Source organism: Metapseudomonas boanensis (genome assembly GCF_042232855.1).
Lineage (GTDB): Bacteria > Pseudomonadota > Gammaproteobacteria > Pseudomonadales > Pseudomonadaceae > Metapseudomonas > Metapseudomonas boanensis.
Genome location: NZ_CP113889.1, coordinates 2383243 through 2395342 on the forward strand (window position 1 = coordinate 2383243; position 12100 = coordinate 2395342).

A 12100-nucleotide genomic window follows, 5' to 3' on the forward strand; every position below is an offset into this window, starting at 1 on the left:
GAGGATTTTTTCGTGGCTCGTACAACCCCTATCAACCGCTACCGTAACATCGGTATCTGCGCACACGTAGATGCCGGTAAGACCACCACGACGGAGCGGATCCTGTTCTACACAGGTCTCAGCCACAAAATGGGTGAGGTGCACGACGGCGCCGCCACTACCGACTGGATGGTTCAGGAGCAGGAGCGTGGTATTACCATCACCTCCGCTGCTGTTACCACCTTCTGGAAGGGTTCCCGTGGCCAGTTCGACAACTACCGCGTCAACGTGATCGATACCCCCGGTCACGTAGACTTCACCATTGAAGTAGAGCGCTCGCTGCGCGTTCTCGATGGTGCGGTCGTAGTGTTCTGCGGCACTTCCGGCGTTGAGCCGCAGTCCGAGACTGTGTGGCGTCAAGCCAACAAGTACGGCGTGCCGCGTATCGTCTACGTCAACAAGATGGACCGTGCCGGTGCCAACTTCCTGCGCGTAGTTGGTCAGATCAAGAACCGTTTGGGTCACACTCCGGTTCCGGTTCAGTTGGCTATCGGTGCTGAAGACGACTTCCAGGGCCAGATCGACCTGATCAAGATGAAGGCGATCTACTGGAACGAAGACGACAAGGGTACTTCCTACCGTGAGGAAGAAATCCCTGCCGAGCTTCAGGGCCTGGCCGAAGAGTGGCGCTCCAACATGGTTGAGGCTGCTGCCGAAGCCAACGAAGAGCTGATGAACAAGTACCTGGAAGAGGGTGAGCTGACTGCCGAGGAAATCAAGGCGGGTCTGCGTGCTCGTACCCTGGCCAGTGAAATCGTTCCGGCCGTTTGCGGTTCTTCCTTCAAGAATAAGGGCGTGCCCCTGGTTCTCGACGCCGTGATCGACTTCCTGCCGGCTCCGACCGAGATCCCGCCGATCCAGGGTACCAACCCGGACAACGAGGAAATCGTCGACGAGCGTCGTGCGGACGACAGCGAGCCGTTCTCGGCTTTGGCGTTCAAGATCGCCACCGACCCCTTCGTCGGCACTCTGACCTTCGCTCGTGTTTACTCCGGCGTCCTGGCTTCCGGTGACTCCGTGCTGAACTCGGTCAAAGGCAAGAAAGAGCGCGTAGGCCGGATGGTGCAGATGCACGCCAACCAGCGCGAAGAGATCAAGGAATGCCGCGCTGGTGACATCGCTGCCCTGATCGGCATGAAGGACGTCACCACTGGTGACACCCTGTGCGATCTCGACAAGCCGATCATCCTCGAGCGTATGGACTTCCCGGAGCCGGTAATTTCGGTGGCTGTCGAGCCGAAGACCAAGGCTGACCAGGAGAAGATGGGTATCGCCCTCGGCAAGCTGGCTCAGGAAGACCCGTCGTTCCGCGTCAAGACCGACGAAGAGTCCGGTCAGACCATTATCTCCGGCATGGGTGAGCTGCACCTGGACATCATCGTCGACCGCATGAAGCGTGAATTCGGCGTTGAGGCCAACATCGGCAAGCCTCAGGTGGCCTACCGCGAAACCATCTCCAAGGACAATGTCGAGATCGAAGGTAAATTCGTTCGTCAGTCCGGTGGTCGTGGTCAGTTCGGTCACTGCTGGATCCGCTTCTCGGCTGCTGACGTGGATGAGAAGGGCAACATCACCGAAGGTCTGGTGTTCACCAACGAAGTCGTGGGTGGTGTGATTCCGAAGGAATACATCCCGGCGATCCAGAAGGGCATCGAAGAGCAGATGAAGAACGGTGTTGTTGCCGGCTATCCGCTGCTCGGCCTGAAGGCCTCCGTCTTCGACGGTTCGTACCATGACGTTGACTCCAACGAAATGGCGTTCAAGATCGCTGCCTCCATGGCGACCAAGCAGCTGGCTCAGAAGGGCGGCGGTAAGGTGCTTGAGCCGATCATGAAGGTAGAGGTGGTGACTCCTGAAGACTACATGGGTGACGTGATGGGTGACCTGAACCGTCGTCGTGGTCTGATTCAGGGGATGGAGGACAGCGTTTCCGGTAAGGTTATTCGTGCCGAGGTTCCGCTGGGCGAGATGTTCGGTTATGCGACCGACGTACGTTCCATGTCCCAGGGGCGCGCGAGCTACTCCATGGAATTCTCCAAATACGCCGAAGCTCCGTCGAATGTCGTCGAAGCGCTGGTTAAAAAACAAGGTTGATTCAGCCCTTTAAGTAAGAGGTTTACTGTCGTGGCTAAAGAAAAATTTGAACGTAACAAACCGCACGTCAACGTCGGCACCATTGGTCACGTTGACCATGGTAAGACCACTCTGACTGCTGCTCTGACCAAGGTCTGCTCCGAAACTTGGGGTGGTTCCGCTCGTGCGTTCGACCAGATCGACAACGCGCCGGAAGAGAAAGCTCGCGGTATCACCATCAACACCTCCCACGTTGAGTACGATTCCGCTGTTCGCCACTACGCTCACGTTGACTGCCCTGGTCACGCTGACTATGTGAAGAACATGATTACCGGTGCTGCCCAGATGGACGGCGCGATCCTGGTTTGCTCCGCTGCTGACGGCCCCATGCCGCAGACTCGCGAGCACATCCTGCTGTCCCGTCAGGTAGGTGTTCCTTACATTGTCGTGTTCCTGAACAAGGCCGACATGGTTGACGATGCCGAGCTCCTGGAGCTGGTCGAAATGGAAGTTCGCGATCTGCTGAACACCTACGACTTCCCGGGCGACGACACTCCGATCATCGTGGGTTCCGCGCTGATGGCGCTGGAAGGCAAGGATGACAACGAAATCGGCGTTAGCGCTGTTCGTAAGCTGGTAGAGACTCTGGACGCCTACATCCCTGAGCCGGTCCGTGCTATCGACCAGCCGTTCCTGATGCCGATCGAAGACGTGTTCTCCATCTCCGGCCGCGGTACCGTGGTGACCGGTCGTGTTGAGCGCGGCATCGTCAAAGTGGGCGAGGAAATCGAAATCGTCGGTATCCGTCCGACCACCAAGACCACCTGCACCGGTGTTGAAATGTTCCGTAAGCTGCTCGACGAAGGTCGTGCTGGCGAGAACATCGGCGCCCTGCTGCGCGGCACCAAGCGTGACGACGTAGAGCGTGGTCAAGTTCTGGCCAAGCCGGGCACCATCAAGCCGCACACCAAGTTCGAGTGCGAAGTGTACGTGCTGTCCAAGGAAGAAGGCGGTCGCCACACTCCGTTCTTCAAGGGCTACCGTCCGCAGTTCTACTTCCGTACCACTGACGTGACCGGTAACTGCGAACTGCCGGAAGGCGTAGAGATGGTAATGCCGGGCGACAACATCAAAATGGTTGTCACCCTGATCGCCCCGATCGCCATGGAAGATGGTCTGCGCTTCGCGATCCGCGAAGGCGGTCGTACCGTTGGTGCTGGCGTTGTCGCCAAGATCTTCGAGTAATCGATGGTCGAAAAAGAAAGGACCCTTCGGGGTCCTTTTTTTTTGATTGGTCAAAAGTTGACACCTTTCGGGTGCCTCCGTACAATTGCGCCTCCTTTTAACGGGCGTAGTCCGTCCGTTGGGGATAGCAGAGATAGAGTCTGAGGTCAAAATGCAAAACCAACAAATCCGTATTCGGTTGAAGGCTTTTGACCATCGCCTGATCGATCAATCCACCCAGGAAATCGTGGAAACCGCGAAACGTACTGGTGCTCAGGTGCGTGGTCCTATTCCTCTGCCTACTCGCAAAGAGCGGTACACCGTTCTGGTCTCTCCGCACGTCAACAAGGACGCGCGCGATCAGTACGAAATTCGTACCCACAAGCGTGTGCTGGATATCGTCCAGCCGACGGATAAAACCGTCGACGCGCTGATGAAGCTCGACCTTGCGGCAGGCGTGGAAGTGCAGATCAGCCTCGGCTAATACCCGCTGGGGTTTAGTCGTGTAACGCTCTGAAATGGGCGGCCATAGCGGGTGAAAGCCCCGTACACTCATGAGGTTTACAACATGACTATTGGTGTAGTCGGTCGTAAGTGCGGCATGACCCGCATTTTCACCGAAGAAGGTGTCTCCATTCCGGTATCGGTCATTGAGATCGAGCCGAATCGTGTGACCCAATTCAAGAATGAAGAGAGCGATGGCTATCGCGCCGTGCAGGTAACTGTCGGTGAGCGTCGCGCTTCCCGTGTGACCAAGGCGCAAGCCGGTCACTTCGCCAAGGCGAGCGTTGCTGCGGGTCGCAGTGTCTGGGAATTCCGTCTCGAGGACGGTGAGTTCCAGGCTGGAGATCAGCTGACCGTCGAGCTGTTTCAGGCGGGCCAGCTGGTAGATGTTACCGGTCAGTCCAAGGGTAAAGGCTATGCCGGTACCATCAAGCGCTGGAACTTCCGTGGTCAAGACAATACTCACGGTAACTCCGTTTCCCACCGCGCCCCGGGCTCGATTGGCCAGTGCCAGACTCCTGGTCGTGTCTTCAAGGGCAAGAAAATGTCCGGTCACCTCGGTGCTGAGCGTGTAACCGTGCAGTCCCTGGAAGTTGTGCGTGTCGATGCAGAACGCAATCTGCTGCTGGTCAAAGGTGCCATCCCTGGCGCTACCGGTGGTGATGTCGTTGTGCGTCCGGCAGCCAAGGCTCGCGGTTAAGAGGGGAAGCTGAGATGCAGTTGAATGTAAATGGCGCTCAGGCTATCGAAGTCAGTGAGCGTACTTTTGGCGGTGAGTTCAACGAGACCCTGGTTCACCAGGCCGTAGTTGCTTACATGGCTGGTGGCCGTCAGGGCACTCGCGCGCAGAAGACCCGTTCCGAAGTTTCCGGTGGCGGTAAGAAGCCTTGGCGTCAGAAGGGCACTGGTCGTGCTCGTGCTGGCACCATTCGTAGCCCCATCTGGCGCTCCGGTGGCACCACTTTCGCAGCTAAGCCCCAGGATCACTCCCAGAAGCTCAACAAGAAGATGTATCGCGCTGCCATGCGCTCCATCCTCGCTGAGCTGGTTCGTCAAGAGCGTCTGGTCGTGGTTGATGACTTTGCTGTTGATGCACCCAAAACCAAGACTCTGCTGGGCAAGCTGAACGGCCTGGGTCTGACCGATGTGCTGATCGTTTCCGATGCCGTCGACCAGAACCTGTACCTGGCTGCTCGCAACCTGCCGCATGTTGATGTTCGTGATGTGCAGGGTTCCGACCCGGTCAGCCTGATCGCCTACGACAAGGTGCTCATCACCGTGTCCGCCGTGAAGAAATTCGAGGAGCTGCTGGGATGAACCAGGAACGCGTATTCAAGGTGCTGGTTGGTCCGCATATCTCCGAGAAAGCCACGATGCTGGCGGATAGCAGGGGCCAATTCGTTTTCAAGGTTGCCACCGATGCAACCAAGCTGGAAATCAAGAAGGCCGTCGAAAGCCTGTTCAGCGTGAAAGTCGCTCGTGTCACCACCCTTAACGTCAAGGGCAAGACCAAGCGTACCGTTCGTGGTCTGGGCAAGCGTAACGACTGGAAGAAGGCGTACATCGCTCTTCAGCCGGGCCAAGATCTCGATTTCGCCAGCAGCGCTGAGTAAAGGGGTGCATCATGGCAATCGTTAAATGCAAGCCGACCTCCGCTGGCCGCCGTTTCGTGGTCAAGGTGGTCAATCAGGAGCTGCACAAAGGCGCTCCTTACGCACCGCTGGTCGAGAAGAAGTCGAAAAGCGGTGGTCGTAACAACAACGGCCGTATCACCACTCGCCACATCGGTGGTGGTCACAAGCAGCACTATCGTCTGGTCGACTTCCGTCGCAACAAGGATGGCATTCCTGCCACCGTTGAGCGTATCGAATACGACCCGAACCGTACTGCTCACATCGCGCTGCTGAAGTACGCCGATGGCGAGCGTCGCTACATCATCGCGCCGAAAGGCGTGAGTGCTGGCGACCAGCTGATCTCCGGCGTCAATGCTCCGATCAGGGCCGGCAACAGCCTGCCGCTGCGCAACATTCCGGTTGGTAGCACCGTTCACGGTATCGAACTCAAGCCTGGCAAGGGTGCGCAAATCGCCCGTTCCGCTGGCGCTTCCGTTCAGCTGGTAGCCCGCGAAGGTGCCTACGTGACCCTGCGTCTGCGCTCCGGCGAGATGCGCAAAGTCCTGGCTGAGTGCCGTGCGACCCTGGGCGAAGTCTCGAACTCCGAGCACAGCCTGCGTTCGCTGGGTAAAGCTGGTGCCAAGCGCTGGCGTGGTGTTCGCCCGACCGTTCGCGGCGTGGCGATGAACCCGGTAGACCACCCGCATGGTGGTGGTGAAGGTCGTACCTCTGGTGGCCGTCATCCGGTGTCTCCGTGGGGCTTCCCGACTAAGGGTGCGAAGACCCGCGCGAACAAGCGCACCGACAATATGATCGTCCGTCGCCGTAAATAATCGAGGATACGACTGTGCCGCGTTCTCTGAAAAAAGGTCCTTTTATCGATCTTCACCTACTGAAGAAGATCGAAGTGGCGGTGGAAAAGAACGATCGCAAGCCGGTGAAAACCTGGTCGCGCCGTTCCATCGTTCTGCCGCAGATGGTCGGTCTGACCATCGCTGTACACAATGGTCGTCAACATGTCCCGGTTCTCGTGAACGAAGACATGGTCGGTCACAAACTGGGCGAGTTCGCCGCTACCCGCACCTATCGCGGGCATGCTGCGGACAAGAAAGCCAAGCGTTAAGGGGTAAGGAACGATGGAAGTAGCCGCTAAGCTGTCGGGCGCTCGAATCTCCGCCCAGAAAGCCCGCTTGGTCGCCGACCAGATTCGCGGGAAGAAGGTGGGCGAAGCGCTCAACCTGTTGACTTTCAGCAGCAAGAAAGCCGCTGAAATCATGAAGAAAGTGCTCGAATCGGCCGTGGCCAACGCTGAGCACAACGAAGGCGCAGACGTGGATGACCTGAAGGTTTCCACTGTTTTCGTCAACGAAGGGCGTTCGCTGAAGCGCATCATGCCGCGTGCCAAAGGCCGTGCTGATCGCATCGTCAAGCGGTCTTGCCATATCACTGTCAAGGTTGCGGACAAGTAACGGAGTCGATCAGATGGGTCAGAAAGTACATCCCACTGGCATTCGCCTGGGAATCGTCAAGGAGCACACCTCCGTTTGGTACGCAGATAAGCGCACTTATGCCGACTATCTGTTTGCCGACCTCAAGGTGCGTGAGTACCTCCAAGACAAACTAAAAAGCGCGTCCGTAAGCCGTATCGATATTCATCGCCCGGCTCAGACTGCACGCATCACCATCCACACCGCTCGTCCCGGCATCGTGATCGGCAAGAAAGGTGAAGATGTTGAAAAGCTGCGTCAGGACCTGACCAAGCAAATGGGTGTGCCTGTGCACATCAACATCGAAGAGATCCGCAAGCCGGAGCTCGACGGTATGCTGGTTGCGCAGAGCGTAGCTCAGCAGCTGGAGCGTCGCGTGATGTTCCGTCGCGCCATGAAGCGCGCTGTACAGAACGCCATGCGCATTGGTGCCAAAGGCATCAAGATCCAGGTGAGTGGTCGTCTTGGTGGCGCCGAAATCGCTCGTACCGAGTGGTATCGCGAAGGTCGTGTGCCTCTGCACACCCTGCGCGCCGACATCGACTATGCAACCTACGAAGCGCACACCACCTATGGTGTGATCGGTGTGAAGGTTTGGATCTTCAAGGGTGAGGTCATTGGTGGCCGCCAGGAAGAGCTGAAGCCGCAAGCGCCCGCTCCTCGTAAAAAAGCTGCTAAGTAAGGGGTACGCCAAATGTTGCAACCAAAGCGTACGAAGTTCCGCAAGCAGATGACCGGCCACAACCGTGGTCTGGCTCATCGCGGTAGCAAGGTCAGCTTCGGCGAGTTCGCGCTGAAAGCTACTGGCCGTGGTCGTCTCACCGCCCGCCAGATCGAGGCTGCACGTCGTGCCCTCACCCGTCACGTGAAGCGTGGTGGCAAGATCTGGATCCGTGTGTTCCCCGACAAGCCTGTTACCAAGAAGCCCCTCGAAGTTCGTATGGGTAAAGGTAAGGGTGGCGTCGAGTACTGGGTAGCCCAGATTCAGCCGGGCAAGGTCCTGTACGAGATCGAGGGTGTTTCCGAAGAGCTGGCGCGTGAGGCATTCGCCCTGGCTGCTGCAAAGCTGCCGCTCGCCACCTCCTTTGTTAAGCGGACGGTGATGTGATGAAAGCGAATGAACTTCGTGAAAAGACGGTAGAGCAGCTGAACGAGCAATTGCTCGGCCTGCTGCGCGACCAGTTCAATCTGCGTATGCAGAAAGCAACTGGCCAGTTGGGGCAGTCTCACCTGCTCTCGCAAGTGAAGCGCGACATCGCTCGCGTGAAAACTGTGCTCAACCAGCAAGCAGGTAAGTAATCATGGCTGAAGCTCAGAAAATCGTCCGTACGCTGACCGGCCGCGTCGTCAGCGACAAGATGGACAAGACCATCACCGTTCTGATCGAGCGCCGCGTAAAGCACCCGATCTACGGTAAATACGTTAAGCGTTCGACCAAGCTGCACGCTCACGACGAAACCAACCAGTGCCGTATCGGCGACAAGGTCACTATTCGTGAGACTCGTCCGCTGGCCAAGACCAAGTCCTGGGCGCTGGTGGAAGTCGTCGAACGTGCCGTGGAAGTCTAAGGACTAAGGGTCGGAGAAAGATATGATTCAGACTCAATCCATGCTCGACGTCGCTGACAACAGCGGTGCTCGTCGCGTTATGTGCATCAAGGTCCTTGGTGGTTCCCACCGTCGCTACGCCGGTATCGGCGACATCATCAAAGTGACCGTGAAAGAAGCGATTCCGCGTGGCAAGGTGAAGAAAGGCCAGGTAATGACCGCTGTTGTGGTTCGTACCAAGCACGGCGTTCGTCGCCCTGACGGCTCGATCATCCGCTTCGACGGCAACGCCGCTGTCCTGCTGAACAACAAGCAGGAGCCGATCGGCACCCGTATCTTCGGGCCCGTGACCCGTGAACTGCGTTCCGAGAAGTTCATGAAGATCGTCTCGCTCGCCCCCGAAGTGCTGTAAGGAGAAGCCGTCATGCAAAAGATTCGTCGTGACGACGAGATCATCGTCATCGCCGGCAAGGACAAGGGCAAGCGCGGTAAGGTGCTGAAGGTTCTCGAGGACAGCCGTGTGCTGGTCAGCGGGATCAACCTGATCAAGCGCCATACCAAGCCCAACCCGATGTCTGGCGTCCAGGGCGGTATCGTTGAACGTGAGGCGCCGCTGCACGTCTCTAACGTGGCCATCTTCAATGGCGAAACCAACAAGGCTGATCGCGTTGGTTTCAAGGTCGAAGACGGTAAGAAAATTCGTGTCTTCAAGTCGACCCAAAAGCCGGTTGATGCTTGAGCACTGCTAGGTAGAAAACCATGGCACGACTAAAAGAGATTTACCGGAAAGAAATCGCGCCGAAGCTGAAGGAGCAACTTCAGCTGGCCAACGTGATGGAAATTCCGCGCATTACCAAGATCACCTTGAACATGGGGTTGGGCGAAGCGATCGGCGACAAGAAAGTCATCGAGCACGCTGTAGCTGACTTGGAAAAGATCACCGGCCAGAAAGCCGTCGTTACCTACGCCCGCAAGTCCATTGCAGGCTTCAAGGTTCGTGAAGGCTGGCCGATTGGCGTCAAGGTCACCCTTCGCCGCGATCGTATGTACGAGTTCCTGGACCGTCTGCTGTCCATCTCCCTGCCGCGCGTTCGTGACTTCCGCGGCCTGAATGCCAAGTCCTTCGATGGTCGTGGCAACTACAGCATGGGCGTGAAAGAGCAGATCATCTTCCCGGAAATCGATTACGACAAAATCGATGCGCTGCGCGGTCTGGATATCACCCTGACCACCACCGCCCGTACGGATGATGAAGGTCGCGCCCTGCTGCGCGCCTTCAACTTCCCATTCCGCAACTGATTGGAGTAGGAACATGGCCAAACAGAGCATGAAAAACCGTGAGCTGAAGCGTCAGCAAACGGTCGCCAAGTACGCCAAAAAGCGTGCTGAGCTGAAAGCTATCATTGCCAACCCGAACTCCTCTCCGGAAGCGCGTTGGGAAGCCCAGGTAGCTCTGCAGAAGCAGCCCCGTGACGCCAGTGCCTCGCGCCTGCGTAACCGCTGCCGCATCACTGGCCGTCCGCACGGCGTGTATCGCAAGTTCGGCCTCGGCCGTAACAAGCTGCGCGAAGCTGCGATGCGCGGTGATGTGCCCGGCCTGGTGAAAGCCAGCTGGTAAGTGATGGTCGGTTGGGCCGGCTTCTGCCGGTCCACTCCGGTCAAACGAATCAAGCCCCTTTTGGGGCTTGATTCGTTTCTGGACTGTCTCTAGAATGTCCGGCTCGCCCGGGTCTGGCTTTCATTCGTCCAGTCTTCGCGTGTGACGTTAGCCGAAAGGCTATTTCCATTTGTATCAGGAGCATCTAGCCCATGAGTATGCAGGACCCGTTAGCGGACATGCTAACTCGTATCCGTAATGCCCAGATGGCTGAAAAGTCTGTCGTAAGCATGCCGTCCTCCAAGCTGAAGGTGGCAGTAGCCGACGTTCTGAAGAACGAAGGTTACATTTCGGGATACCAAGTCAGCAGCGACATCAAGCCGTTGCTGTCCATCGAGCTGAAGTACTTCGAAGGCCGTCCGGTCATTGAGGAGCTGAAGCGCGTAAGTCGTCCTGGCCTGCGCCAGTACAAGTCCGTCGATCAGCTGCCGAAAGTACGTGGCGGCCTGGGCGTATCGATCGTATCCACCAACAAAGGTGTGATGACTGATCGTGCTGCTCGCGCTGCTGGTGTTGGTGGCGAAGTGCTTTGCACTGTGTTCTAAGGGGGTTGAAGCATGTCTCGCGTTGCTAAGAACCCCGTCAAGCTGCCTGCTGGCGTTGAAGTCAAGATCGCCGGTCAGCAGCTTTCGGTGAAGGGTGCCAAGGGCGCTCTCGAACTGAAAGTACATCCGTCCGTGCAGGTTCTGGAAGAGTCTGGTGAGCTGCGTTTCGCTGCTCGCAATGGCGATCAGCAGAATAAAGCAATGGCCGGTACCACTCGTGCGCTGGTCAACAACATGGTGATTGGTGTCAGCCAGGGCTTCGAGCGCAAGCTCCAGCTGGTTGGCGTTGGTTACAAGGCGCAAGCCAAAGGTCAAGTGCTGTCCCTGGCTCTCGGCTTCTCGCACCCGGTGGATTACGAACTGCCGCAAGGCGTCACCGCTGAAACCCCCAGCCAGACCGATATCCTGATCAAGGGCATCGATAAGCAGCTGGTAGGCCAGGTGGCTGCTGAGATCCGCGACTTCCGTCCGCCGGAGCCTTACAAGGGCAAGGGTGTGCGTTACGCCGACGAAGTCGTCCGTCGTAAAGAAGCTAAGAAGAAGTAGGGCATAGCAAATGAGCGAAAAGAAAGAAACTCGTCTGCGTCGCGCTCGCAAGGCACGCCTGAAAATGCGCGAGCTGGTAGCCGTACGCCTCTGCGTGTACCGCTCTTCCCAGCACATCTACGCCCAGGTCATTTCGGCCGACGGCGCCAAGGTCCTGGCCAGCGCCTCGACCTTGGACAAAGAACTGCGTGACGGCGCCACTGGCAACGTCGACGCGGCCAAGAAGGTTGGTCAGCTGGTTGCTGAGCGTGCGAAAGCCGCTGGCGTCACTCAGGTGGCATTCGATCGTTCTGGCTTCAAGTACCACGGCCGCGTCAAAGCGCTGGCTGATGCTGCTCGTGAAGGCGGGCTGGAGTTCTAAGTTATGGCAAATAACGAGCAAAAGCGCGACGAAGGCTACATCGAGAAGCTGGTTCAGGTTAACCGCGTTGCCAAGACCGTTAAAGGTGGTCGTATCTTCACCTTCACCGCGCTGACCGTAGTTGGCGACGGCAAAGGTCGTGTAGGTTTCGGTCGCGGCAAGTCCCGCGAAGTACCTGCTGCGATCCAGAAGGCGATGGAAGCTGCTCGCCGCAACATGATCCAGGTTGATCTGGATGGCACCACCCTGCAGTACCCGATCAAGTCCGCTCATGGCGCCTCCAAGGTGTTCATGCAGCCGGCTTCCGAAGGTACCGGTATCATCGCCGGCGGCGCCATGCGTGCTGTTCTGGAAGTGGCCGGTGTGCAGAACGTTCTGGCCAAGTGCTACGGCTCCACCAATCCGGTGAACGTGGTTTACGCCACCTTCAAGGGTCTGAAGAATATGCAGTCCCCTGAGTCCGTTGCGGCCAAGCGTGGTAAGAGCGTCGAGGAGATTCTCTAA

Annotated in this window: 21 protein-coding genes; all 21 read left to right on the plus strand. The window is 57.6% G+C overall.

Annotated features, from left to right (window positions below; genetic code table 11):
- Window positions 1-12: 12 nt before the first annotated feature.
- A complete protein-coding gene (gene fusA, locus OXH74_RS10900) occupies window positions 13-2133 on the plus strand; it encodes an elongation factor G (protein WP_375741208.1) in 2121 nt (706 codons plus the stop codon).
- Between the two features lie 30 nt (window positions 2134-2163).
- Window positions 2164-3357 (plus strand): elongation factor Tu, encoded by a 1194-nt coding sequence (gene tuf / locus OXH74_RS10905; protein ID WP_215377555.1) that lies wholly within the window; start codon window positions 2164-2166, stop codon window positions 3355-3357.
- A gap of 151 nt (window positions 3358-3508) precedes the next feature.
- The gene (rpsJ, locus tag OXH74_RS10910; RefSeq protein WP_003463313.1) at window positions 3509-3820 is read left to right on the plus strand and encodes a 30S ribosomal protein S10; all 312 of its coding nucleotides are present in this window, start codon (window positions 3509-3511) and stop codon (window positions 3818-3820) included.
- A gap of 84 nt (window positions 3821-3904) precedes the next feature.
- Window positions 3905-4540, plus strand: coding sequence for a 50S ribosomal protein L3 (gene rplC, locus OXH74_RS10915; protein ID WP_215377576.1), 636 nt, complete (start codon window positions 3905-3907; stop codon window positions 4538-4540).
- Window positions 4541-4554: 14 nt separating this feature from the next.
- Window positions 4555-5157, plus strand: coding sequence for a 50S ribosomal protein L4 (rplD, locus tag OXH74_RS10920; protein ID WP_215377578.1), 603 nt, complete (start codon window positions 4555-4557; stop codon window positions 5155-5157).
- On the plus strand, window positions 5154-5453 hold the full coding sequence (gene rplW, locus OXH74_RS10925; protein WP_215377580.1) for a 50S ribosomal protein L23: 300 nt from the start codon (window positions 5154-5156) through the stop codon (window positions 5451-5453). Before rplD ends, rplW begins: the two co-directional genes overlap by 4 nt.
- An 11-nt stretch (window positions 5454-5464) precedes the next feature.
- Window positions 5465-6286 carry a 50S ribosomal protein L2 gene (gene rplB / locus OXH74_RS10930; protein WP_215377582.1) on the plus strand — a complete coding sequence of 274 codons (822 nt, stop codon included), beginning with the start codon at window positions 5465-5467 and terminating at the stop codon, window positions 6284-6286.
- Window positions 6287-6300: 14 nt separating this feature from the next.
- Window positions 6301-6576 carry a 30S ribosomal protein S19 gene (rpsS, locus tag OXH74_RS10935; RefSeq protein WP_016490535.1) on the plus strand — a complete coding sequence of 92 codons (276 nt, stop codon included), beginning with the start codon at window positions 6301-6303 and terminating at the stop codon, window positions 6574-6576.
- A gap of 13 nt (window positions 6577-6589) precedes the next feature.
- Window positions 6590-6922, plus strand: coding sequence for a 50S ribosomal protein L22 (gene rplV / locus OXH74_RS10940; RefSeq protein ID WP_007161246.1), 333 nt, complete (start codon window positions 6590-6592; stop codon window positions 6920-6922).
- A gap of 13 nt (window positions 6923-6935) precedes the next feature.
- Window positions 6936-7622, plus strand: coding sequence for a 30S ribosomal protein S3 (rpsC, locus tag OXH74_RS10945; protein WP_016490536.1), 687 nt, complete (start codon window positions 6936-6938; stop codon window positions 7620-7622).
- Window positions 7623-7634: 12 nt separating this feature from the next.
- The gene (gene rplP, locus OXH74_RS10950) at window positions 7635-8048 is read left to right on the plus strand and encodes a 50S ribosomal protein L16 (protein ID WP_003448731.1); all 414 of its coding nucleotides are present in this window, start codon (window positions 7635-7637) and stop codon (window positions 8046-8048) included.
- Window positions 8048-8239, plus strand: a complete 192-nt coding sequence (rpmC, locus tag OXH74_RS10955; RefSeq protein ID WP_215377584.1) for a 50S ribosomal protein L29 — start codon at window positions 8048-8050, stop codon at window positions 8237-8239. The genes rplP and rpmC overlap by 1 nt, the downstream gene beginning before the upstream one ends.
- 2 nt (window positions 8240-8241) lie before the next feature.
- Window positions 8242-8508, plus strand: a complete 267-nt coding sequence (rpsQ, locus tag OXH74_RS10960; RefSeq protein WP_215377586.1) for a 30S ribosomal protein S17 — start codon at window positions 8242-8244, stop codon at window positions 8506-8508.
- Between the two features lie 22 nt (window positions 8509-8530).
- Window positions 8531-8899, plus strand: a complete 369-nt coding sequence (rplN, locus tag OXH74_RS10965; protein ID WP_003448734.1) for a 50S ribosomal protein L14 — start codon at window positions 8531-8533, stop codon at window positions 8897-8899.
- Window positions 8900-8911: 12 nt separating this feature from the next.
- Window positions 8912-9226 carry a 50S ribosomal protein L24 gene (rplX, locus tag OXH74_RS10970; RefSeq protein WP_215377588.1) on the plus strand — a complete coding sequence of 105 codons (315 nt, stop codon included), beginning with the start codon at window positions 8912-8914 and terminating at the stop codon, window positions 9224-9226.
- Between the two features lie 20 nt (window positions 9227-9246).
- The gene (gene rplE, locus OXH74_RS10975) at window positions 9247-9786 is read left to right on the plus strand and encodes a 50S ribosomal protein L5 (RefSeq protein WP_215377590.1); all 540 of its coding nucleotides are present in this window, start codon (window positions 9247-9249) and stop codon (window positions 9784-9786) included.
- A 13-nt stretch (window positions 9787-9799) separates the two neighbouring features.
- Window positions 9800-10105 (plus strand): 30S ribosomal protein S14, encoded by a 306-nt coding sequence (rpsN, locus tag OXH74_RS10980; protein WP_215377593.1) that lies wholly within the window; start codon window positions 9800-9802, stop codon window positions 10103-10105.
- Between the two features lie 191 nt (window positions 10106-10296).
- Entirely contained in the window at window positions 10297-10689 is a 393-nt protein-coding gene (gene rpsH, locus OXH74_RS10985; protein ID WP_036991152.1) for a 30S ribosomal protein S8, read from the plus strand.
- Between the two features lie 12 nt (window positions 10690-10701).
- Window positions 10702-11235: a 50S ribosomal protein L6 gene (rplF, locus tag OXH74_RS10990; protein ID WP_215377595.1), complete on the plus strand. Its 534-nt coding sequence runs from the start codon at window positions 10702-10704 to the stop codon at window positions 11233-11235.
- 10 nt (window positions 11236-11245) lie between these two features.
- Window positions 11246-11596: a 50S ribosomal protein L18 gene (gene rplR / locus OXH74_RS10995; RefSeq protein ID WP_215377597.1), complete on the plus strand. Its 351-nt coding sequence runs from the start codon at window positions 11246-11248 to the stop codon at window positions 11594-11596.
- Window positions 11597-11599: 3 nt separating this feature from the next.
- Entirely contained in the window at window positions 11600-12100 is a 501-nt protein-coding gene (rpsE, locus tag OXH74_RS11000) for a 30S ribosomal protein S5 (RefSeq protein WP_003448746.1), read from the plus strand.

Coding starts and splice junctions, on each gene's coding strand:
- rplE (WP_215377590.1), top strand. CDS start 9,247: ATGGCACGACTAAAAGAGATTTACCGGAAAGAAATCGCGCCGAAGCTG.
- rpsH (WP_036991152.1), top strand. CDS start 10,297: ATGAGTATGCAGGACCCGTTAGCGGACATGCTAACTCGTATCCGTAAT.
- rplR (WP_215377597.1), top strand. CDS start 11,246: ATGAGCGAAAAGAAAGAAACTCGTCTGCGTCGCGCTCGCAAGGCACGC.
- rplC (WP_215377576.1), top strand. CDS start 3,905: ATGACTATTGGTGTAGTCGGTCGTAAGTGCGGCATGACCCGCATTTTC.
- rplW (WP_215377580.1), top strand. CDS start 5,154: ATGAACCAGGAACGCGTATTCAAGGTGCTGGTTGGTCCGCATATCTCC.
- rplF (WP_215377595.1), top strand. CDS start 10,702: ATGTCTCGCGTTGCTAAGAACCCCGTCAAGCTGCCTGCTGGCGTTGAA.
- rplN (WP_003448734.1), top strand. CDS start 8,531: ATGATTCAGACTCAATCCATGCTCGACGTCGCTGACAACAGCGGTGCT.
- rpsJ (WP_003463313.1), top strand. CDS start 3,509: ATGCAAAACCAACAAATCCGTATTCGGTTGAAGGCTTTTGACCATCGC.
- rplB (WP_215377582.1), top strand. CDS start 5,465: ATGGCAATCGTTAAATGCAAGCCGACCTCCGCTGGCCGCCGTTTCGTG.
- rpsC (WP_016490536.1), top strand. CDS start 6,936: ATGGGTCAGAAAGTACATCCCACTGGCATTCGCCTGGGAATCGTCAAG.
- rpsN (WP_215377593.1), top strand. CDS start 9,800: ATGGCCAAACAGAGCATGAAAAACCGTGAGCTGAAGCGTCAGCAAACG.
- rplD (WP_215377578.1), top strand. CDS start 4,555: ATGCAGTTGAATGTAAATGGCGCTCAGGCTATCGAAGTCAGTGAGCGT.
- rplX (WP_215377588.1), top strand. CDS start 8,912: ATGCAAAAGATTCGTCGTGACGACGAGATCATCGTCATCGCCGGCAAG.
- rpsE (WP_003448746.1), top strand. CDS start 11,600: ATGGCAAATAACGAGCAAAAGCGCGACGAAGGCTACATCGAGAAGCTG.
- rpmC (WP_215377584.1), top strand. CDS start 8,048: ATGAAAGCGAATGAACTTCGTGAAAAGACGGTAGAGCAGCTGAACGAG.
- rplP (WP_003448731.1), top strand. CDS start 7,635: ATGTTGCAACCAAAGCGTACGAAGTTCCGCAAGCAGATGACCGGCCAC.
- rplV (WP_007161246.1), top strand. CDS start 6,590: ATGGAAGTAGCCGCTAAGCTGTCGGGCGCTCGAATCTCCGCCCAGAAA.
- rpsQ (WP_215377586.1), top strand. CDS start 8,242: ATGGCTGAAGCTCAGAAAATCGTCCGTACGCTGACCGGCCGCGTCGTC.